Source organism: Filobacillus milosensis, from assembly GCF_004402015.1.
GTDB classification, from domain to species: Bacteria; Bacillota; Bacilli; order Bacillales; family Alkalibacillaceae; genus Filobacillus; species Filobacillus milosensis.
Window position 1 is genome coordinate 45,735 of record NZ_SOPW01000014.1, and the last position, 22,619, is coordinate 68,353.

At 34.1% G+C, this 22,619-nt stretch carries 21 protein-coding genes and 1 pseudogene; 17 read left to right on the forward strand and 5 right to left on the reverse strand.

The window, feature by feature from the left end; genetic code table 11:
* Positions 1–41 precede the first annotated feature (41 nt).
* From E3U55_RS12460 to E3U55_RS12480, 4 genes and pseudogenes are all read left to right on the forward strand, one after another.
* Positions 42–746, forward strand: coding sequence for a hypothetical protein (locus E3U55_RS12460; protein WP_134340809.1), 705 nt, complete (start codon positions 42–44; stop codon positions 744–746).
* Between the two features lie 241 nt (positions 747–987).
* Positions 988–2,508 (forward strand): spore germination protein, encoded by a 1,521-nt coding sequence (locus tag E3U55_RS12465; protein WP_134340810.1) that lies wholly within the window; start codon positions 988–990, stop codon positions 2,506–2,508.
* Between the two features lie 9 nt (positions 2,509–2,517).
* Positions 2,518–3,626: pseudogene (locus tag E3U55_RS17725) on the forward strand (GerAB/ArcD/ProY family transporter).
* Positions 3,613–4,704, forward strand: a complete 1,092-nt coding sequence (locus tag E3U55_RS12480; protein WP_134340813.1) for a Ger(x)C family spore germination protein — start codon at positions 3,613–3,615, stop codon at positions 4,702–4,704. Before E3U55_RS17725 ends, E3U55_RS12480 begins: the two are co-directional and overlap by 14 nt.
* A gap of 158 nt (positions 4,705–4,862) precedes the next feature.
* Here E3U55_RS12480 and pcp read toward each other — a convergent pair whose 3' ends face one another.
* On the reverse strand, positions 4,863–5,462 hold the full coding sequence (pcp, locus tag E3U55_RS12485; RefSeq protein ID WP_134340814.1) for a pyroglutamyl-peptidase I: 600 nt from the start codon (positions 5,460–5,462) through the stop codon (positions 4,863–4,865).
* A 143-nt stretch (positions 5,463–5,605) separates the two neighbouring features.
* On the opposite strand from pcp, the gene E3U55_RS12490 reads away from it, so the two are divergent.
* From E3U55_RS12490 to E3U55_RS12550, 13 genes are all read left to right on the forward strand, one after another.
* Positions 5,606–5,992 carry a zinc ribbon domain-containing protein gene (locus E3U55_RS12490; RefSeq protein WP_134340815.1) on the forward strand — a complete coding sequence of 129 codons (387 nt, stop codon included), beginning with the start codon at positions 5,606–5,608 and terminating at the stop codon, positions 5,990–5,992.
* 11 nt (positions 5,993–6,003) lie between these two features.
* On the forward strand, positions 6,004–7,569 hold the full coding sequence (locus E3U55_RS12495; RefSeq protein ID WP_134340816.1) for a zinc ribbon domain-containing protein: 1,566 nt from the start codon (positions 6,004–6,006) through the stop codon (positions 7,567–7,569).
* Between the two features lies 1 nt (position 7,570).
* Complete coding sequence (gene pxpB, locus E3U55_RS12500; RefSeq protein WP_134340817.1) at positions 7,571–8,281, forward strand: 5-oxoprolinase subunit PxpB; 711 nt, start codon at positions 7,571–7,573, stop codon at positions 8,279–8,281.
* Positions 8,271–9,035 (forward strand): LamB/YcsF family protein, encoded by a 765-nt coding sequence (locus E3U55_RS12505; protein WP_134340818.1) that lies wholly within the window; start codon positions 8,271–8,273, stop codon positions 9,033–9,035. Before pxpB ends, E3U55_RS12505 begins: the two co-directional genes overlap by 11 nt.
* A gap of 1 nt (position 9,036) precedes the next feature.
* On the forward strand, positions 9,037–9,897 hold the full coding sequence (locus tag E3U55_RS12510; protein ID WP_134340819.1) for a 5-oxoprolinase subunit C family protein: 861 nt from the start codon (positions 9,037–9,039) through the stop codon (positions 9,895–9,897).
* Positions 9,898–9,998: 101 nt separating this feature from the next.
* Complete coding sequence (locus tag E3U55_RS12515; protein WP_134340820.1) at positions 9,999–11,741, forward strand: carbon starvation CstA family protein; 1,743 nt, start codon at positions 9,999–10,001, stop codon at positions 11,739–11,741.
* A gap of 145 nt (positions 11,742–11,886) precedes the next feature.
* Positions 11,887–12,198, forward strand: a complete 312-nt coding sequence (locus E3U55_RS12520) for a hypothetical protein (protein ID WP_134340821.1) — start codon at positions 11,887–11,889, stop codon at positions 12,196–12,198.
* Positions 12,191–12,463, forward strand: a complete 273-nt coding sequence (locus E3U55_RS12525) for a cory-CC-star protein (protein ID WP_194840913.1) — start codon at positions 12,191–12,193, stop codon at positions 12,461–12,463. Before E3U55_RS12520 ends, E3U55_RS12525 begins: the two co-directional genes overlap by 8 nt.
* A gap of 17 nt (positions 12,464–12,480) precedes the next feature.
* Positions 12,481–13,434, forward strand: coding sequence for an ArsA family ATPase (locus tag E3U55_RS12530; RefSeq protein WP_134340822.1), 954 nt, complete (start codon positions 12,481–12,483; stop codon positions 13,432–13,434).
* A complete protein-coding gene (locus E3U55_RS12535) occupies positions 13,431–14,423 on the forward strand; it encodes a zinc-binding dehydrogenase (protein ID WP_134340823.1) in 993 nt (330 codons plus the stop codon). Before E3U55_RS12530 ends, E3U55_RS12535 begins: the two co-directional genes overlap by 4 nt.
* A 385-nt stretch (positions 14,424–14,808) precedes the next feature.
* Positions 14,809–15,798: a DUF3221 domain-containing protein gene (locus E3U55_RS12540; RefSeq protein WP_134340824.1), complete on the forward strand. Its 990-nt coding sequence runs from the start codon at positions 14,809–14,811 to the stop codon at positions 15,796–15,798.
* Between the two features lie 241 nt (positions 15,799–16,039).
* A complete protein-coding gene (locus E3U55_RS12545; RefSeq protein WP_194840914.1) occupies positions 16,040–16,726 on the forward strand; it encodes an N-acetylmuramoyl-L-alanine amidase in 687 nt (228 codons plus the stop codon).
* Positions 16,727–16,740: 14 nt separating this feature from the next.
* Complete coding sequence (locus E3U55_RS12550; RefSeq protein ID WP_134340826.1) at positions 16,741–16,995, forward strand: phage holin family protein; 255 nt, start codon at positions 16,741–16,743, stop codon at positions 16,993–16,995.
* Positions 16,996–17,032: 37 nt separating this feature from the next.
* Here E3U55_RS12550 and E3U55_RS12555 read toward each other — a convergent pair whose 3' ends face one another.
* The 4 genes from E3U55_RS12555 to ligD form a co-directional block, all read right to left on the reverse strand.
* Positions 17,033–18,103, reverse strand: coding sequence for a Ger(x)C family spore germination protein (locus E3U55_RS12555; protein ID WP_134340827.1), 1,071 nt, complete (start codon positions 18,101–18,103; stop codon positions 17,033–17,035).
* Positions 18,096–19,199, reverse strand: a complete 1,104-nt coding sequence (locus tag E3U55_RS12560; protein WP_194840915.1) for a GerAB/ArcD/ProY family transporter — start codon at positions 19,197–19,199, stop codon at positions 18,096–18,098. The genes E3U55_RS12555 and E3U55_RS12560 overlap by 8 nt, the downstream gene beginning before the upstream one ends.
* An 8-nt stretch (positions 19,200–19,207) precedes the next feature.
* Positions 19,208–20,707, reverse strand: coding sequence for a spore germination protein (locus tag E3U55_RS12565; RefSeq protein ID WP_134340829.1), 1,500 nt, complete (start codon positions 20,705–20,707; stop codon positions 19,208–19,210).
* Positions 20,708–20,787: 80 nt separating this feature from the next.
* The gene (gene ligD / locus E3U55_RS12570) at positions 20,788–22,560 is read right to left on the reverse strand and encodes a DNA ligase D (protein WP_194840916.1); all 1,773 of its coding nucleotides are present in this window, start codon (positions 22,558–22,560) and stop codon (positions 20,788–20,790) included.
* Between the last annotated feature and the right edge of the window lie 59 nt (positions 22,561–22,619).

Here is a 22,619-nt window from a genome sequence, read left to right on the forward strand (position 1 = left end):
AATGGAATCATAAGATGTCTGTTAATAGAGGGGGGACTTCCTTGCAACGAAACATTATATTTTTAATATTTTTCTTATTTGTCATCTCACTTGCTTCTGCTTGTAGTAAAAGTGAGGGAGATTATGGAGACAATCCCTATGGTCATTATGAAGATGATAAAATGATAGGAAAAGTATTGGAAGTCAATAAAGGGGAGAGCAGCATAGTTGTTGACATTTCTAAATGGGAAAAACGAAATAGTAAAAACCCTTGGACAGATGAAGGTTATTCTTATAAAGCCACGATAACCGATGAAACTGTCATAATGCATGAAGATGAAAATAAAGTATCAATCGGCGATATAAAAAACGGGCAAAAAGTGTTAGTTAATCCGCCGAGAGGGGATGACTTTAAAGGTCATCCAGTTGAAATTATTTTATTAGAGATGTCTTACGAAGAGAAATATGCAAGACTTCTATCACATAATGACGGTTTTAATGTAGTTGTAATGTATGAAGATGGGAAAAAGTTACCTAAGGAAATGCAAGAGTCTTTTTATAAGAATGTATTGGAAATATTGGAGGGTACAGAACACAGAGTTAATGCTTCGTGGATGCGTTATGATGAAGATTATGTTGTAGACTTTAAAGAAGTACTGGATATTGAACAATTTCCAGTACTGCTCGTGTATGACGAGGAAGAGCTCCTTTTTAAAACTTATAGGGTTGATGAATTATATAAGTTTTTTAAAGACTGGGGTAGTTAAGTACTGTAATGGCTTCTTTCGTGAAAATGTGTACTTATTATTTGTCGCCTTTTTATCTTATCTAACAAGTTATTGAATATTATGTTGATATTGTTTTGGAATTAGTGGATCTATTAGACAATCATTAAGTTGGTTGTCTTTTTTTGTTTTAATATAAAAAAAACCTTAAAACCCTTGATGTTTATATAAAGAAGAAATGGGGAGAATATCATCGAGGTGGAAAAGAAGTGGGTGATAATTAATGAACTTGTTTAATTGGATGTCCAAATTTAAAAAGTCAACAAATCATACTGAAAACCCAGAGGTAGATGCAACCTTAAAAGATCTCCTAAAGCAAATGAAACAATCTCAAGATTTTGAAACCCTTGAAAGTCCAAAGCCAGAAAAGAATTTAAAAATATTTTATTATCATTCATTAGTTGATGTGGAAATCTTACATCGCGATATTCTTCCATACTTAAAACAAAATGAAATTAATTCATTAATAGATATAAAAAAAGTAATACCCATCGAAAACATTACAATTACTAATGATTTAAGTAAGATAGAAGATCAATTATTTACTGGTTCAATCATGATTCGATTTGAAGAAAATGATGAAGTAGTTCTAATTAGAGCTGAATTGAAGAAGGCCCGTGACGTTGCTTTGCCAGAAGTAGAATTTAGTGTTGTAGGTCCTAAAGAATCATTTGTTGAATCATTAGATACCAATATAAATTTAGTAAGAAAAAGACTACCTATACCTGAACTTACTATCCAGCAGTTTATTGTTGGTAAGCTATCTAAGACAAAGGTAGCCATTTTATCTATTGAAGGAATTGCAAATGAGGAAAACGTTAATACTGTTGTACAGAGAATTAAAGAAATTAGTATTGATAACTTAACAGATAGTTCTTATGTTACTCAATTAATAGCGGATAACCCTAATTCACCATTTCCGCAATTAATTGATACTGAACGACCAGATCGTATTTCAGCTGTTCTTACTGAAGGAAAAGTAGCTATCTTAGTTGATGGTGCACCTCATGCTTTAATAGGACCAATTACATTACTTGAATTTTTTTCTGCTTTTGAAGATTATTTTTTAAATTGGATTGTAGCTTCATTTTTTCGTATCATCCGACTATTCGCAGTCTTATTCTCAATATTAATTACTCCTATTTATGTAGCAGTATTAACTTATCATTATGAAATAATTCCTAAAGATGTTGTCAGTACATTAGTTACTTCGAGGAGAGAGGTTCCTTTACCGCCGATTTTAGAGGCCATATTTTTAGAATTGGCTATCGAACTACTAAGAGAGGCTGGGGCAAGACTTCCTACTAAGGTCGGTCAGACTATTGGTATCGTAGGTGGTATTGTAATAGGGACTGCTTCTGTTCAAGCTGGGTTAACAAGTAATGTATTACTTATAATTGTAGCTTTAGCAGCACTTGCATCTTTTACGACCCCTGTTTATCAAATGGGTAATACGATTCGACTTATTCGTTTTCCATTTCTATTTTTCGCTCACATTTTAGGTTTACTTGGTATTACGATTTGCTTCTGTTATATCTTGGCTCATTTATTAAAATTAACCTCCTTAGGTAGACCAATATTAGAACCAATATACCCTCCAAGAATAACAGATTTAAAAGATGGGTTTATCAGGTTGCCCTTTTCTTCTCAATCTAAAAGACCGGTTTATCTGCAATCAGAAGACACTATGAAATTTAAAGAAAAAATAAAAAAAAGAAAACCTTCTACTGAATTGGATGGATAGGAGCCAATTATGAGGGAAATACAAAGAACTATTAATAATAATTATAAAATTTCAAACTTTTTGGTTTTATTCCTTGTCCACTCTATCCAAGTTGGAGTGGGCATATTAGGTTTTCAACAAACAATCGTAGGGATTATTGGGAATGATAGTTGGATTTCAGTAATTCTTGCAGGTTTATTAGTACACATTATCATATGGATGTTATATAAAATTTTAAAATATGGACGCGGAGATTTGATAACTATACAGCGTGATATTTTTGGAAAGTGGTTTGGGGGAGTCTTAAGTTTTATTTGGCTTATTTATTTTACTTTAATCGGTATTGCTGTTTTACGTACATATATTGAAATTGTTCAAGTATGGATGTTTCCTAATATCAGTGTTACATTTCTAAGTTTTCTTCTATTATCATTAGTTTACTACATTGTGATAGGAGGTTTTAAAGCAGTAGCAGGTATTTGTTTCTTAGGAATGATTATCCCTTTGTATTTAATATTAACTTTAATATTCCCCTTAAATTTTGCAGAATTTCAAAATATATTGCCCATTTGGAATCACTCATTGAAAGAATTTGCGATTTCTTCTAAGCATATGATTATAAGTTATTTAGGGTTTTCAACTCTTTTAATGTATTACCCTTTTATTAAACAACCCGAAAAATCGCAAAAATGGGCTCATGTGGGAACATCATAACCATAGTTATGTATACTTTATTAATGTTACTTTCATTATCATATTATAGTGAAACTCAATTAAATCGAACAGTTTGGGCAACATTGAATATGTGGAAAATATTTGAAATGCCGTTCATTGAAAGGTTTGAATATATTGGAATATCGACTTGGGTATTAGTTATTTTACCTAATATTTGTTTAGTTTTTTGGGCTTCTTCTAGAGGACTGCGACAATTATTATTAGTTTGTCAAAAGAAATCTTTAATGTTTATTTTAATCGTGTCATTTTTAACGTGTATCATCTTAGAAAAACGTGAAGAAATTAATGCATTCCTTAACGCTGTTTCGAATATTGGTTTTTATTTAATTACCATATATGTTCCCATTTTATTTATTCTATCCTATTTCATTTTAAGACGGAGTGAAAATAATGAAAATAAATAAATATAATATTTACCTAATAGGAATCTTCACATTGTTGTCAGGTTGTTTAAAGCAAGAGGTTATTGATGATGTTCAGCTAGTAAGTGCTCTTGGGTTTGATTTGATTGATAATGAAACTGTATCGCTTACGGCTTCTTACCCAGAATATTTAGCAGATAAGAGCATTGAAGGTCATACTTTTACTGACACTGCACCTCTTAGCAAGGAAGTTAGAAAAAAATTAAACACGGTATCATCAAAACCTTTTGTAAGTGGAAAAATAGAAGTAGTTCTTTATAGCAAAGAATTAGCTAAGTATGGGATGTTTGACTATATTGATACATTAAATAGGGATCCGAGTATTGGAGCGCGTACTTATCTTGGAATAGTAGACGGAAGTACCCAAAATTTATTAGAACAACAATTTGGACAACAAGATAATGGGATATTTCTTTCTAATTTAATTGAGCATGAAATTAAAAACGGAACGTTACCTCACACGAACTTACACCTTTTTACCAGATCTTATTTTCAAGAAGGACAAGATCCTTTCTTGCCGTTAATAATAAAACATAATTCAGGAGTCAAAATTTTAGGAGTTGCTTTATTCAAGGACGGGAAAATGGTTGGCGATATTACAGGGGAGAGTTTATTCGCTTTTAGAGCCATGTATCAGGACTTTTCTACAGGTGATTCAATAATGGTAAAAATAAACTCTTCAAATCAAGCAGAAGCAGACTACGCATCAGTCTATAATATTCATGTAAAAAGAAATATTCAAATTGACAAGCTACATAGTTCTCCCCAAATCACTATAAGTCTAGAAGTATCAGGTGCAATTATGGAATATACAGGTGATAAAATAAATAAAAAGGTGAAAGAAAACATCACACAGGCAACAGAAAAAAAACTAAGTGAGTTGTGCAAACAATTAATGAAACAATTTCAAGAACTTAAAATCGATCCGATTGGGATTGGGGCAAAGGTAAGAAGTCAGGACAGAAATTTTGATATTAAAAAATGGGAGGATACCTATCCTAACATTGAAGTGAAAATTGTTACAAAAGTAGATATAACTGAATCAGGCATTATAAAATAAATGAATAGATGAATTATTTTAGTTAGGCAGCATAACCTCGTTAATGTTTGATTTTCTAAACGGTCCGTAGAACCAACTACTTTTTTAACAGATCCATTGTTAAAAATAAACCAGTCCTAACTTATAAATAATTAGGACTGGTCAATTTTAGAGACATATTATAAAATTTCCAACGCAAGCTGAACGGCTTGATTTAAATCATCTTGTGACCAACTAGCTAAACTGGGTTGTTGTAATGCAATGTCATGAGATGGCGGGATATGGATGAAGCCAGCTCGATAGTTATAATTATTTTGTTGTCCATGGTGTAATCCATGATACATGACATTATTACATAGATATGTACCTGCTGTATTTGAAATTGAGGCTGGTAAACCGTTCTTCGTAATGTTTTCAACCATTTCCTTTATAGGTAAAGTTGATAAATACCCATCGGGGCCATCTTCAAAAATCTTTTCACCGTTAGGCTTATTTCCTTCATTATCTTCTGGGCCATCATTACAGTTAATCGCAATTCTTTCTGGCGTAATATGTTTTCGGTTACCAGCAAGTCCAAGAGCTACGATAACATCAGGCTTAACTTCTTCGATGGCATCGATCATTTGTTTTCCAGAACGATTGAAATCCACAGTTAAAATACGACTCACAACTTCATATTGGTTAATGGACTGACCGTCTAGTTTTTTAGCAATCTCCATAGTCGGATTAGTTTTAAAGGATAAAAAAGGTTCAAAACCAGTTAATAAAATCTTAGACATATATGTTCACTTCCTTTTTTAATTCAAATATAAGCTTTATTTTAACATGTATAACTTAGAGACTCTAAGGAATTTTTTAAGTATGTTCAATAAATTCAAAAAATTGATATGTTAAAATATAACTATTGTTAGGGGGATGGGATATGAGTGAATATTATAGAAATGAAATACATCGATTGCAACAGGAGAAGTCATATTTATTAACGAAATTAGGCCAATCCATTTATTATCAATATCGAATTGGACAAGTATATAGTGAAGAATTAAAAGACTTTGGTGAACAGATTAATGAATTAGATCAATACATTCATCAATTGTCTATTAAATTGTCAGGGCAGGATGCCACACAAGCCTGGCGGTGTCAATGTGGTAATTTAATAGAATCAGATGATGTATATTGTTCAAAATGTGGAGAAAATACTGAAAAAGCTGAAGAGGAATCTCAAACGGATTGTGATACTTGTGGAACATCGATTGTCATACATTCTAATTTTTGTCATGTTTGTGGTTCCAGGCAAAGTCAGGGTTAGGGGGAGACGTTATGATCTATTGTTCTAGGTGTGGCACAGCCAATAACAAAGATGCAAATTATTGTATCAATGATGGATTCCCTCTAAATAAAATTAAAGAACGAACCGTCATAAGACATAAGGAGGAGCAAGTAAGCTGCCAATCTTGTGGTGCCGATCAATTACCAAATGCTCAATATTGTCTGACCTGTGGGGAATCACTAGCTGTAGTTCAATCACCTATAATTCCTAAAAATGAAGGGGCATTAGCGCTTAAAAGTATAAAGAAAAATGATGTAAAAAAAGCATTTCTACATACACTTCCTTTAGTCATTATTACTATATTGGCTATTTGGCTGCTCTCTTTTGTTTCTTTGGGGAAAATCGATTCAACGCCTTTCGATTACCAAAATATCGAGTCTAATATGGAAATTGTTATGCATCTTAACTATTTTTCAGATTATGAAAATAATAAACGGAGGTCATTAGGTGAAGACTCTATTAATCTAGGGCACAATCCTGAGGGTATAGTCGATCCAGTAATATCTTCACTAGATTTAATGATGTTATCAAATTCAGTCTATTTAGAAACAATCCGTCATGATTACGCTGGAAAAGATAGCGGGCATCAAACAACACAGGTTAAATCTGGTTTAGTTTATTATTTGTATTTAACTATATTTATAATCTTTTTAGTTGGTATAATTTATAGTAAGAAAAAGCCATTTTCAGACTGGAGAAGATTAGTAATCTATGCTCTAGTATTTAGTTCGATGTATGCATTGATAATATTTATTTTAAGCTTATTTACAACACATGGCACTGAGGATTATAACAACTTTACTCCTTTTACTTATTCGTTTATTGCAAGTGATGCTTTGTGGAAAAGCTTTTTAATAGGTTTTATCGCAATATTTTCAGGGTTTATTATGACTAGGGAAAATAAATTGCCTAGTTTAATATTATCTATGAAATATGCTGTTAAATTATTAATCATGACTACTGTATTATTACTTATAGTAAGTGGTTTATTGTATGTTTTTTATTTAAGAGAATTACATGCCATAGAATATATTGAGAAGTCATCAATTATTTCAGCACCAGTGGTCATTAGTCAAATCAGTATTGTTTTATTTAATTTAGTGTTTCAAAATGTTTATAGATTTAAAGCGGCATTTTCCGAAATGAACTCGACAACTCAAGAAAATATAGCAAGCTATCATATGTTTACTAAAAGAAAGCTAAGTGGTGATATTTCTGAAGGCTTTTTTGATGCTTTCAATTCCATAGATTATGTCTTGTGGGCTTTATTAGGGGCAGTTATTATTATAGTTGTGTATTTATCAAAATATTTTAGTTATGAACAACTCAGAGACAGGATAAAATCTATCAGCGTTTATAGTGCATTTTTTTCTGTAATAGCAACTATGCTTAGCTATGGAGCTACTTTTCATCTTAAAACGGATAATGTGGAATACCAGTCTATATTTATCTTAGGATTTTCATTAATAATGTCCTTTATTGTGTTTTTTAGCTTCACTTTCATTCTGACCTTCGTCAGCTCCTATATTATTAAGACAAAAAAGGAAGTTTTATAGTATGAATGTAGATATTTACCCTTTAAATGATCAATCCATAGTTATTTCATTTGGGAATGAGATTGATGAGGAAACAAGTCAAAAGGTTCAACGTTTATATCATGTTTTTCGAAATGTTGATGAGCCTTATTTAGTAGATTTAGTACCGGCTTATACAACATTAACGATATTTTTTGATAATGAATTGATTAATTATGAAGTACTAAAAGATAAGATAAAAGATAGCCTGCATCAATCGAGTATGCAAAATGCTGCTACACAATCTAAAAAAGTCTACATTCCGGTGTTATATAAAGGTGCAGATCTAGAAATAGTTGCTAATCATAATAAATTGTCGATTGATGAAGTTATTGAGCTTCATGAGCAGAATGTTTACATGGTCTATATGATTGGTTTTCTGCCAGGGTTTCCGTACCTTGGAGGGTTAAATGAACGACTGGCTACACCCCGGTTAAATGAACCGAGGTCAAATGTTGAAGCAGGAAGTGTAGGGATTGCAGGTCAACAAACTGGAATCTATCCTGTCAACTCACCTGGGGGTTGGAACATTATTGGTTACACCCCTGTTAAGTTATTTGATATGGACCGGGAATCTCCATTTTTGTTTCAGGCTGGTGATTCTATTAAATTTTACTCAATAAATCAGGCAACGTATGATGAAATGATACAAACCTCATATAATCCTCAAGTGGAGTGGTTCGATGAAAATTGATTTAAATGCAGATTTAGGCGAAAGTTTTGGAGCGTATCAGATTGGTAGTGATGAAGAATTATTGAAAGTGGTGAGTTCTGCCAATATAGCATGTGGATTTCATGCCGGTGATTTTCAAACGATTCCACACACCATTCAAACGGCCAAAGAAATGGGCGTAGCCATTGGTGCACACCCGGGGTTTCCTGATATCCAAGGGTTTGGCAGAAGACGAATGGATTTTAGTCATAAGGAAATCTATAACTTAGTGATGTATCAACTAGGGGCTTTTAAAGCTTTTGCGCAATCCAACAAGACCGACATTCAACATGTTAAACCGCATGGTGCATTATATAATCTTGCCAATAAGGATCAAGAGGTGGCTGAGGCAATTGCTAAAGCAGTATACGACTTTGATCCGACCTTAATATTATTTGGATTATGCAATAGTTTTTTAGTAGAAGCGGGACAAGAGATTGGGTTAAACACAGTACAAGAAGCTTTTGCTGACCGAACCTATACAGATGAAGGACTACTTATGCCTAGAACAGAGCCTAATGCAATGAAACATGAAACCGATGATATTATCAAACAAGTACTAATGATTGTTAACGACAATATAGTTATCTCGAATACAGGAAAAACCGTGGAGATGGAAGCGGATACGATTTGTTTGCATGGCGATACACCAAGCGCGTTAGAGCATGCTAAAGAAATTAAGGCTGCATTAGATCAACAAGGAATACAAATATCATCTTTTAATAAAGGAAGGTAATATGTTAAAAGTTATTAAATCAGGAGTGTTTACTTCCATTCAAGATAAAGGTAGATTCCAATACCGGTCTTATGGTGTGCCGGTATCGGGAGCTATGGATCAGTACGCTTATGAACAGGCCAATAGAATAATAGGTAATGAATTAAATGCGGCAGCCTTAGAAGTAATTTTTGGTGGAGTGGAATTCCTGGTGTTAGAAGATATAGATATTGCCATAACAGGAGCTGACTTAAACCCTCAAGTGGATGGTCAAACTGTAGATATGTGGAAACCGATGACACTGTTGAAAAATCAAAAACTGACTTTCAAAGGACCAAAGGCTGGGGTTATTGCGTATGTAGCCTTACCTGGTGGTATTGATTCTAAAACTTATTTAGGCTCACAATCCGTTTATGAAAAAGCAGGGTTTGGTAAACGGTTAGCATCGAGCGATACTATAATTGCTAAACTTTATCGACCATCTGTTGAGAATGACATTCTATCTATGGACATTCCAACTTATATTAACGAAGTGCAAGTTAATGTCATACCAAGTCCTCATGAGCAATTATTTACCTCTCAATCTATTCAACGCTTTTACGAAGAACCGTTTACAGTGCAAAGAGGCGACAGAATGGGGACGCTTTTAAAGGGGAGTGAACCTTTATCATTAAACAAACCAGTCGATCTTGTTTCTGAAGCGGTTACGTTTGGCACCGTCCAAGTGCCACCAAGTGGTCAGCCAATGGTACTTTTAGCTGATGCACAAACAACAGGAGGCTACCCAACATTAGGTACTATACATTCAGATGACTTATGGCGTGCAGCTCAAATTCCTCCAAAAGGTTCAATCAAATTTAATCGACTTTCCCAACTAGGTTAATAGTATCGAATTAAATGAATTTTTAGATAAATCTTGAAATTCAAATAAAATATCGATAAAATTTTAATGTAAGCGTTAACAATATTGGGGAGGTATGAGATATGAGTGGTATTTGGTTAGCTCTAATTGGTTTTCTGGTTTTCTTTCTAGGTTATCGTTTCTACTCCAAGTACATTTCAGAAAAAATATACCGATTAGATCCGAATTACACAACACCAGCTCACAAATATAAGGATGGTGTTGACTATGTTCCTACTAACCGATTCGTTTTGTGGGGACACCATTTTACTTCTGTAGCAGGGGCTGCTCCTATTGTAGGTCCAGCCATCGCTGTATACTGGGGTTGGCTACCGGCCTTTTTATGGGTCATCCTTGGTACAGTTTTTGCCGCAGGGGTACATGATTCAGGGACATTATTTATGTCAGTCCGTAATAAAGGACAATCTGTTGGTACGTTGGCAAATAAATTAATTGGACAACGTGCTAAGATCTTATTCTTGTTTATTATTTTGTTGTTAGTATTAATGGTAAATGCAGTATTTGCTTGGGTTATTGCGAAATTATTTATCTCTAATCCATCTGCAGTTTTATCTGTATTTATCCAAATTCCTTTAGCGGTTTGGATTGGGTATCATGTATACAAACGTAGTGGTAGCATGCTTTTACCGTCGATTGCTGCTTTAATCGTTATGTATGGAACAGCGATACTAGCAAGCTACTATGACATACTACAAATTGATTTAGTGCGTTACTTTGGTGGAGAAGGTGCATTTACATTCTTAGGAATGTCTGCAACTTCGACAGCATTCTTCGTGTGGATTATTATCTTAATGGTCTATGTTTACATTGCTTCGACTTTACCAGTTTGGAAGCTTTTACAGCCAAGAGACTATATTAATTCACACCAATTAGTATTAGGTTTATTAATCCTATATGCTGGTTTATTTGTGACTTCACCTGAAATTACAGCACCAATGACCAATACAGGTGTATCAGATACACCATGGTTCCCGATACTCTTCATTACAGTAGCCTGTGGTGCTATTTCTGGCTTCCACGGTCTTGTTTCGTCAGGGACAACAAGTAAACAACTGGATAATGAAAGAGATGTTCGTTTTGTCGGTTATTTAGGTGCCATTGGAGAAGGGTTACTAGCATTGGTAGCAATTATTGCCGTGGTAACATTCTTCGGTTCACAAGGTGAATTTTTATCCACTTATAGTAGTTTCTCAGCTGCGGGTAGTAGTGGTTTAGGCGTATTCGTACAAGGTGCTGGTGCTTTAGCTACTGGTATTGGTATTCCAGCAGCCGTAGCACCGACGATTGTTGCTGTAATCATTGTGAGTTTCGCAGCAACAACATTAGACTCATCTGTTCGTTTAATGCGTTATATCATTTCAGAGCTAGGTGTTGAATATAATGTTCCTTCAATTACTAAGAAGCATGCTGCTACAACAATTGCTGTTGTATCAAGTGCGGCTCTAACATTGATTCCGCAAGGACCTAATGGGTTTGGTTCAGGTGGTTATCTATTATGGCCACTATTTGGTACATCCAACCAATTATTAGCTGGGATTAGTTTATTATTATTAGCTATCTTCTTGAAACGTAGAGGTAGCAGTATGTTACCAGCGCTAATTCCAATGATCTTCTTAATGTTCATGACGTTATATGCCATGTTCATTCAAGTCTTTACAAGCTGGGCTCCATGGGCAGCAAATCATGATTGGTTACTATTTAGTTTTGGTGCCATCGTATTTATATTTGCGCTTTGGATTGTTATTACAGCCGTATCAGTTATTCTAAGTGAAAATAAAAATGATGAATTAAAAGATGTAGGATAAAAGTCAAAAGCCGTACCTTGTGTGCGGCTTTTGTAATCTTAATAAAAAAGGAGGTCTTACTGTGGTTGATGTAATAATTGTTCGACAAGAAAAAGGTATAGGCGTTGGTTGATGCGGTGGTGTTAGTGATGACGGGTTCATCACCATGTCAGATGAATTTAAACACTTAGAAGGTTCGCGGAATCAGTTAGGAGAGCTATATGTGAATTGGAAAGAAAAATATGGTGATCAAATCTCTATTAATTATGTAGACCCAAGGAACACTTCAATGATTGCGAGTTATCTTTTTAAACAAAGGAAAAAAGGTAACATTTCTTTATTCGATGCCATTAAACACTTGTTGTTTCATGTAAAATTAGATGCAATATTTGTTAATGGTTATTATTTAGAAAATAAAGATGATTTTGATAAAATAGTTAATAATATGTTAGATGCAAAGGGTGATGTTAATGTTTGAGCGGAAAATCTTTAACAAATTAAAAAGAGTCATTGAAATGTATGATGAGATGTTAAGTACGCCTCATCGAACAGAGATTGCAAGGGAACTAAGGGATGAGGATGATTTATTTCTATTGCTTGTCTATTCGGATATGCTTGGCATCCCGAACCCTGCATTTTATTACACGCTCGAACTATATCCATTTATCATTGAAAAATTCCATGATTGGCATTTAAGGATGGGGATGGAACATTCGCCGCTTGATGGAATTAGATGTTGCTAGATAAGGTGAGTGATTATATGAGCTCTATTAAGGATAAAAAAATTGTTTTTGTTGGTGGAAAAGGCGGTGTAGGTAAATCGACGTCATCAGCTGCTTTAGCGCTTGCAAATGCACAGGCAGGTTATCAGACATTAATTGTATCGACAGATCCTGCGCACAATTTAGGAGATATTTTTCATCAGCAATTATCACATGAAAAAAAGAAATTAGATAAGAACTTGTGGGGAATTGAGATTGATTCGACTCAAGAAACCAAACGTTATATGAATCAGGTTAAAGAAAATTTAAAAGGTTTGGTTAAATCTAAAATGGTCGAAGAAGTTCATAGACAAATAGATTTAGCAAGCGCCTCTCCAGGAGCGGAAGAGGCAGCACTGTTTGACCGATTGATATCTATCATTTTAGATGAAAAAGATCATTTTGATAAAATAATCTTTGATACGGCTCCTACAGGTCACACCATTCGACTTCTTACTTTGCCGGAATTGATGAGTGTATGGATTGATGGAATGCTGGAGAAACGGCAGAAGATTAACGATAATTATACGCAATTATTAAATGACGGGGAACCGGTTGATGATCCAATCTATGACATTCTACAAGCAAGAAAAGAAAAATTCTCTGCTGTGAGAGAAGTCATACTAGACGAAGAACAGACTGGTTTTGTATTCGTGTTAATTCCTGAGCGCTTACCTATTATTGAAACAGAACAAGCTATTGAGCAATTGCATCAATTTCATTTACATGTGAGGACATTAATTATTAATAAAGTTCTGCCAAAAGAAGCAGACGGCAAGTTTTTAGAAAAAAGAAGACAAATAGAGTTAAATTATTTAAGAGATATTGACCAAAAATTTGCTAAACAAGAATTAGTTAAAATTCCTTTATATGAAGAAGATATTTCAGATCTAGAGAAATTAAACGTATTTGCTCAGCATTTACAGCCATTAACTAAGGAGGGTGCACAATGAAAGCAATTGTACATAAAGACCAAGAAGGTTTAGATGGTTTAAATTATGAGGATGTAAACGAACCTAATGTGGCTTCAAATCAAGTAAAAGTTCAGTTGAAATCTTCAGGAATGAACCGACGCGATCTAGCGGTTACCGCTCGTCATAAAGTAGAGGATGGTCCTCTTATATTAGGGTCTGATGGGGCAGGAATCATTACGGAAGTTGGTGCTGAAGTCAACGAATGGACCATTGGAGATGAAGTTGTCATCAATCCTGGGTTAGGCTGGTCTAATATTAGTGAAGCACCACCGGAAGGCTTTGAGATATTGGGTATGCCTGATGATGGGACTTTCAGCGAGTATATTGTAATGGATCAAAATCATGTTGAGAAGAAACCTGCTCACCTATCTTGGGATGAAGCTGGTGTTTTACCGTTAGCAGCATTAACTGCCTATCGAGTATTATTTACACGAGGGAAAGTCCAAAAAGGCGATACTGTTATGTTACCTGGAATCGGTAGTGGCGTATTAACATTTGTTTTGAAGTACTGTAAAGCCATTGGAGCAAGAGTGATTGTCACTTCTAGAAGTGAAGAAAAACTTGAGAAAGCAAAGGGCTTAGGTGCTGATGTCGCGATTCACACGAATTCCGATTGGAACGAAGAACTTAAAGGAGAATCAATCGACTTATTAATTGAGAGTATAGGTCGTGCAACGTTTAACAAATCATTAAAAGTTATTCGAAAAGGCGGAACCATTGTGACGTTTGGTGCAACGACTGACGATCAAGTAGAGATTGATATTCGTCATTTCTTCTATGGTCAGTTTAATTTATTAGGATCCACGATGGGCAGTGCTGAAGAATTCCGATCGATGTTAGATTTTATTGAAGAAAATAATATCAAGCCAGAGTTAGACCAAATGTTTAAACTCTCAGAATATCAAGAGGCTTTTACTTATTTGAGAGATTCTAAGAACTTTGGAAAAATTGGATTTACAATTAACTAACTGAACGTTTAAGAGCGTTCAGTTTTTTATATTGGATGTTGTTAAAGCTTAATGTTGATAATTATGAAGCAATAATTAAGGGTAGTCTATTTATTTGAAGAGCGAAAGGCGGCGACTCCTGGTCGACTAGAATCGGCCACGTCCTGTGGCCAACGTCGACACTTGACCGTCCAGGTCTTCGCGGGAACAGCACGAGCCGAAAATCACGCAAAACGAACGGGAGTGAGTTTTGGGAAGTTGAGGCCGTGCCCGCGGAAAGCGTCCGCCTGTAGTGATTCGTAGAATCATCAAACATAGGCTTTATATTTTAAAATCCTTTTCCTTATAAAACATTGTAACCTTTTTTAAAATCATTACGACTAGTTAAGTAAAGGAGGTTAAAAATTTGAAAAAAATAATGAGTTTAATTGTAATTTTTGGTCTTACTGTATTAGCAGCATGTGGAACAAATAATGTCATACAAAATGGCTCAGACGAATCTAAAGACCAACCTGAAAATGAAGATGTTAACTCAACATATTTTGAAGGATATATTGCTGAAATAGAAGACAATCGTGTATTAATAACTGAAAAGAAATTAGAACAGCCTTATAGTGAGATAGATATTGAAGAAGCTCATGAAAAAGCTGGAAACGCTGTATTTTTTAGCTTAGATGAGATAGAAGCTGATTTAGTTAGTTCATTCATAATTGGAGAAAAAGTAAAAGTTAAGCATGGTGCGATTGCAGAGTCTTATCCAGGTCAAGGAGGAGCTAAAGCAATCGAACGTATCGTTGATGAAGAAGATGATTTAATAACTTCCTTAGTAAAAGATCACAAAAATATTGTTCAAGTTAATCGATTATTTAATGGTGAAACGATTAGAAAAGTTAGCTATACCACTGAAGGTGACCCCATATTTACAATAATTAAAAATCAAGGTGGCAAATATGAGCTTTTTGTAGATGCAACTCAAGATGAATATGGGAATGCAGAAAGTGTGAGGACTTTTAATTGTCAACAACTTGAGAAAGTTTTCAATGACGAGGGTCAATTAGAGATTGCATTAAAAGAATGTGATAATGAAGGTCAACAAATGTTAGTTTTAAATGCCCCTGCTATTGATATCGTGGTACCTGAACAAACATACACGGAAGTTTCGATCAACGTGGATGGGGAAATCTTATATGAATCTCAAGACGCCAACCATATTCAAGATATGATTAATAAGATTAAAGATGGTAAAAAAACATCTGTCATGGTAATGTCGTTGATGAAACCGGATGGCACAATTAATTTTAAGGGTGAGAAAGCGGATTTGACTTATGATTATTATAAATCAGGTGGCCTCATTGCCCACAATGTCTTTATTGATGCAGGAGTAAACTTTGAATAGATAAAAAATTCTAGTCCTTATGGCTAGAATTTTTTTATGTTTCAAACCCCTTTAGAAAATTTTAGGTAAAAATGATAGAATATTCAGTTTACAACGCCAGCTTATCATGGTATTAATTCATTAAAGGATTAAACGCTTTACTACTTATAAGGCTGTGCTTCGATTGTATAAATGAAATTAGTTATTTACCGTTTCAAAACTATTAACATTGAATAAAAGTAGTATAGAGGAGGTATGTAGAGTGAGCCGCTGGATACAAGATGCAGGACACGGTGGAAAAGATACAGGTGCCGTAAAGTATGGACAAAATGAAAAAGAATGGACGTTAGAAGCAGCCATTTACGTAAATGAAAGATTAAATGAGTTAGGCGTATCCTCCACGCTAACACGAACTGAAGATGTAACATTATCAAGAGACAATCGTACCGAAAAAGTGAGGGAGTATGATAAAGCTATTTCACACCATTTCAACGCTGGAGGTGGGACAGGCGCCGAATTTATACACAGTATTTATGCAAGTGGTAGCTTCGAAGAAATTTTAAAAGAAGAATTTCAACAAGCTGGTTATCCAGTTAGGAGAACATTTACTAGGAAGTATCCTAACAATGATGAATTAGATTATTATTATATGCATAGAGAAACAGGAAGTACAAGGGTTACGATCGTCGAGTATGGATTTCTAGACGGGCCAAACCGAGATCAATTACAAGAAAAAAATTATAGAATTGGAATGTATGAGTCTGTAATAAGGGCGATATGCAGGGAAGAGGGAATTGCTTACAAAGAGAAAAATAATGACATAACAAGTCCTGAAGTTTTATATCGTGTAATATCAGGTTCTTTTAGCAAAAAAGAGAATGCAGAACAAAGAGTAGAAGATTTGAAAAATGCTGGGTTTGACGCCTTTATTGATCGTTTTGAACCATAAAGGAGGGGAGAAAAATGGACATCTTAAACTTCATTATGGAAGATGCTTTAATTTTAGTTCCAGTTTTGATGATTCTAGGAAAAATAATTAAAACAGCTAAATTATTTCCGAGTCGCTATATCCCACTATCTTTATTACTCATGAGTATGGTTTTAACATCTATCGTGTTGGGTGTAACCTTTGATGCCTTTATTCAATCAATTTTAGTCGCCGGTGCAGCTGTATTTGGTCATCAGTTATTTAAACAAATGCGCTCTGTAGATGTATAGATTATATTAATTTAAGGGTGCGATTAGCACCCTTAAATTAATTAACAATCCCTGTCTCAGTAATAGTTACATCAACATTTACAGTGATTTCACAATCTGGATATTTATCATTCCATTGTTGTTGATTCCATGATCTTGATTTGCTTCTAATTTCTTCTCCAAAACCTACAGGGTCAATATTTAATTCTTGAAATTGTGAAATCATTTCAGATGCTTGTGTTTTGATTTTATCCTCAATACTTTTTTCAATTTGATGCATGATTTTGTCATTAACAACTTCTCCTGAAAATTCTTTAATAATTCCATATAATTTAATATCTACTTTTATTGTAGGAGATTGTTCTATATTTTTTACTTTAATTGTTCGCTTTCCATTTACCTTATAAATAGCGACTACTTCTTTGTTATCTAACTCTGCTGTAAAAATTCCTCGTTTGGTTTTAGGTTGAACAAGCGTTTTAAATGTAAATAAAGAATCAGATGGCAAATCACTGACCATTTTATCATCTTTAAATAGAGCAATTCCTGTTATTTTTACATTCTGATTATAAGTATTTATTATTGGAGCATAAGGGTCAGATCCTTCAGCATAAAAACCATTCAACCATAGATGTAGATTCATTTTAGGAGTTAAACCCAATTCAATATTTTGATTAATCATATCCGCTATGTACATACCATTATCTTGGGAACTATATTGTCCACTTAATAGCTGATTAACCTCTTCGTCAGAAATAGCTAAAAAGGCTCGTGTACCAATAGAAGGGTCTCGAACAAGGAGATCAATGATTGGTAAGAGACCTTTTTCTGCCAACTTTTTGTTGTATAAAATGACTTCTAATTTTCCTTTAACAAATGGCTTTGATGACATGTTATCCATTTTCTTATTTCCTTCAGTTGTAATATTAGCAATATCTGTATGTGTTTCACTTGATGTAGATTGATCGGATCTAAATAAAGGTACAACTGTTGTAATTTTTAGTTCTTCAGTATTAATTGGATCGTATCCAATGGCTGTGACCAAACGAACATCATCTAGAATATTTTTCTTCAAACATCCAGTTAATAACAATAATATGAGCAGAAGACTAATCCATTTTTTAATCATGTTGTTTTCTCCTTCCTAGTCGAAGGTAAGAAAATATAAATAAAAAAGGAATATAAATCAAAAATAGATAGAAAGCAAATTGAGATAATAATTTATTAATGGTCTCAATTTCTTTTTGAGTTTTTATTAAATAATTTGCTAATAAATTCAAACTTAACATGATGATTAAAGCTTTTCGTTGACTGAATCTAAATAATTGTCTTGCTCCACGAGATGCTGCCCAAAACGCTAAACATATATTAGGTAAAATGATTAGAGCCCATGATGAAATCCCGATATACTCAAATCGTTCAACAAATGGTAGTTCAATTGATTTCCACATAGTTAAAGTAGGCCATTTTTGTCTAAGTAAGTGACCCTTGGTGTAATAAGCCAATGAAAAAACCATGATGATTATATAAAGACAGAGTGTTAAAAAATTACCTCCATGACCCCATAATTTAGTTTTGTTGGCTTTTTTTAAGTAAGGATAATACATTAATAAGACTGTAAATCCAATAAAACTAAAAGTCATTTCTTGAGTAGCTAAGAGAATATCTGTCGTTGAGTGATTCCAAACAGGTAATAATCTTTTGAAATTGGTATAATCCATTGTATAAAATAACGAAAAAATAAGATAAGATGGGATGACAGTACCTAAAAAGCAAACGCCTACAACTACTCTGAACCCCCCAGTAATTAAATAATAAAGCAATAAACTAAAAATCAATGTCACAACAATAATATTAATTTCTTGAAACATCCAAACCTGAATAACTTGTAAATAAGTTCTTAAAACAATAACCCCAATTGTCCAAAAGTATATAATCCAAACAAAACTAAACAATCCACCAATCCATCTTCCAAAAACGTCATAATGAATGGTAATTAAATCACCATTACCAAATTTGAGAATTTTATAGATCATCCAAATCAAAAAATGAATCATTAACCCTGCGAGCAAAACCGGAATCCATGAGTCATTACCTACACGTTCAACAATCGATGTCTGAAATCCTAAAACACCAACTCCAATCTGAATAGAACAAATAAGGAAAAATGCTAAAGAACCTGATACTTTATATTTTGGGTTGATTTGTCTTTGTAATTCCTTCACAGCAATCCCTACTCATCTATTTCTTTTTTTTGCTTCGCTTTCTTTTGATTAAATCTAATTGTATCTTGAGCTTGCGTTTCTATAGGTCGTTTAGACTGAAAGGACCATGGTAAACGAACAAATGCATCTTTCAAATCGTTAACTCTTGGTGGAAAAATTGGCTCTAAGAAAGGTCTGCCAAGAGATGTTAATCTTAATAAGTGCGCCATAACAAAACAAAAAGAAATCGAAACACCTAAAAGCCCCCAAAAGTGTGCCATAAACAAGAAAGGGAAGCGTATTAGCCTGATGGTATTACCCATTTTGTAAACAGGTGTTGTAAAAGATGCCAAGGCAGCTAGAGCGACAATAATTAATAGAACATTACTTGTTAAACCGGCCTCTACTGAAGCGGTACCAATAACAATACCTCCTACGATACCGATCGTCTGACCGACTTTGGTAGGCAGTCTTGCTCCAGCTTCACGTAAAAGTTCAATTGCCAATTCTAAAAATATGGCCTCAAGTATTGGTGGCAATGGTATTTCTCTTCTTGAAGTAACAAGAACTCCTAGCAAGTCTTTTGGAATCATCTCATAATGATAGGTTAATACAGCAACATATATTGGAGTTACTAGTATTGAAAACATAACGGCGAATAATCTAATTAAGCGAAAGATTGAGGCGACAATCCAATTTAAGAAATAATCTTCAAAAGCTGAAAAGAATTCCACAAGGGTTGTTGGTCCAATGATTCCATGTGGTGCCCCATCAACCAAGAATGCTACCTTACCCTCTGATAAGACAGCTACCACTCTGTCAGGCCGTTCAGTATCCACGAGTTGAGGAAATGGTGAATGGTGATTGTCTGATATGAGTTGAACGATATATGAGCTATCAATGATTGAATCAATTTCAATATCTTCAATTCTCTGTTTTAAAGTATTTAAATTTTCCTCATTAGTGATGCCTTCGATTGATAATATAGCTACTTTGGTTTTTGTTAATTTACCGACCGTTAACTCATCTACTCTTAACTCCGGAATGGGTAATCGTTTTCTAATTAGATTGAGATTTGTATCCAACGATTCCACAAACGCTTCTTTTGGTCCAACTACAGTGAATTCTACTTCGGGAATGGAGACTTTTCTTGATTTTTCTTTCTTAACCTTTATTAAAAGCACTGTTTCATTGTGTTTAAGCTGTAGCATACAATAACCTGTTAAGATTTTATTTTGTATGGTCCGAATGTCATTTGTTATTTCTGAGGCTTCGATTGGTATCGTATTTTTTATTTCCTCAAGATTTTGAAATTCTTTTTTCTGAATATATGGTAAAACGTCACGCTGTAAGGCAGCATCATCTACAAGAGATGAGAAATAGTACAGAGTCATAGGTTGTCCAACAATTATATTAGATTGTTTAAAATCTTTGGACCCTTCAAACTGCTTAATCAAATCAGGTAGTGTCTGATCCACTTCACTTTGTTGTTTTTGGTTAGATTTTTGAAACCTCTTCAAAAATTTCATCTTTTCACCCAAACTATTTAAATTGAGTACACGTAATTCATAATTTTTCCTGAGTAAGTTTTTCTATACATGACTAGCAATTATAAATCAGACATCGCTGAAAAAGGACAACCTAATTGTTTGATTCTTTGAGTGACATTATTTATCGTAAAGTTTGCAGGATTAAGGTTTTCATTTACTTCATCCCAAAATAGAGGTGTTGCCACTGTGGCACCCTCAGTAGCTCGCGGAGAGTAAGGTGCGACTATGGTTTTTCCTTTTGCGTGTTGAACATAATCAATATAAAGGCGTTTGCCCCTATTTTTTTTCAATCGTTCAATTGTAAAATCATCAGAGTATTGATCCACTAATACATGGGCAACGGCTTCCATAAATTCACGTGTCTGATCAAATGTCATACTTTCTGGTTGAAGCGGGATGTGAATTTGTAACCCAGTTTTACCAGAAGTTTTTACAAAAGGTCTATAACCTTGATGTTCCACCATTTCTTTAATTAATTGAGCTGCTTTGATCGCTAGATGAAATTCATGATGAGAAGGTGGGTCTAAATCAAAAACCATTTCATCCGGATATTCAGAGTGAATAGTATGGAAGGGGACATGAAACTCAAGTGCTGCATGATTACCAAACCATAGCAAACTCCTCAAATCATTACAGAGTATATCTTCATCACCATCTTCACCTGAAATAGTTTCAATAAAATCTGGAGCATAATCAGGTAAATGTTTTTGATAAAAGAAATGCTCATTGATGCCATCAGGATATCGAATCATCGTTAATCGCTTATTATTCAGTTTTGGCAAAAGGAAAGGCGCAACTTCTCGTAAATACAAAACATACTGGCGCTTATTAATGTTAGGAAATAAAAGCTTATCTGCCTTGGAAATTTCAATTTCTGGTGGTAATTGAGCTAATCCTTCTTGAATTATGATATTTGTGCAATGATCAGGTTCAAGGTCAAACCGAAAATGATGGAAGGAAGGTTCTCTTAATTCTGCCTCATGTGCATCAAGACAATTAATATCAATGCATGCACTCGGTGGAACGGACCAGGTCGTTCGATTAAATTTTTCTCCATTTTCCTGAATAAAAGTGGACAGGGTATTCTTTTCGTGTGTCGGAAATCCGTTTTTAACTTTTCCTAAAGTTAATAATTCATCTTCTTTATAATAACTAAGTTTAAAATATTTGTTATTAGCATCCCACCCAGTTATTATTCCAGGTATAATGCGATAATTTTTAACCTTTACCCATTCATTCGTTCGTTTTCCTTCGACGTATTTTGAAGTTGTTTGTTTGGCTACAATACCTTCACTTTGATGTAAATTAACCACCTTTGAAATCTCATTAATCGATTTAAATTGCTGTACGATGTTCACGGGTCTAAAAATGTTAAGGGTATTAATTTCAAGTTGATAAAAAATTCCTTCTAGTTTAGCTCGTCTTTCTTTATAACTGATTTGGGCAAGTGATTGATTGTCGGATTTAAGTAAATCAAATGCTAAAAAACATGCAGGTCTAGTTTGGCTTGTTTTGTTAATCTTTTCTTTGGATTTCAATCGTCCTCGCTGTTGAATCAGAGGAAAGATGGCTTGGAATTCAGTTCTTAAAATAGTGATTTCACCGTCTAAAAAAAGCGGTAAATAATGGCTTATGTATTTTTCATGTTGTTTACACCAATCTACTATTTCCGGGAACGATGAAGTTAAATCATTACCATTCCGGCTCCATAACTTAATGACATTATTTGTCCATTCTAATCCACAACGAAATCCATCATATTTAACTTCGTAAACCCATTTCTTTTGAGTAGGTGCTTCAGTAACTAATGTCGGTAACATCGGTTTCCACATAAACATTCCTCCAATATCCATTCATTATTTTTTCTAATCCTTGAATTATTATTAGAACA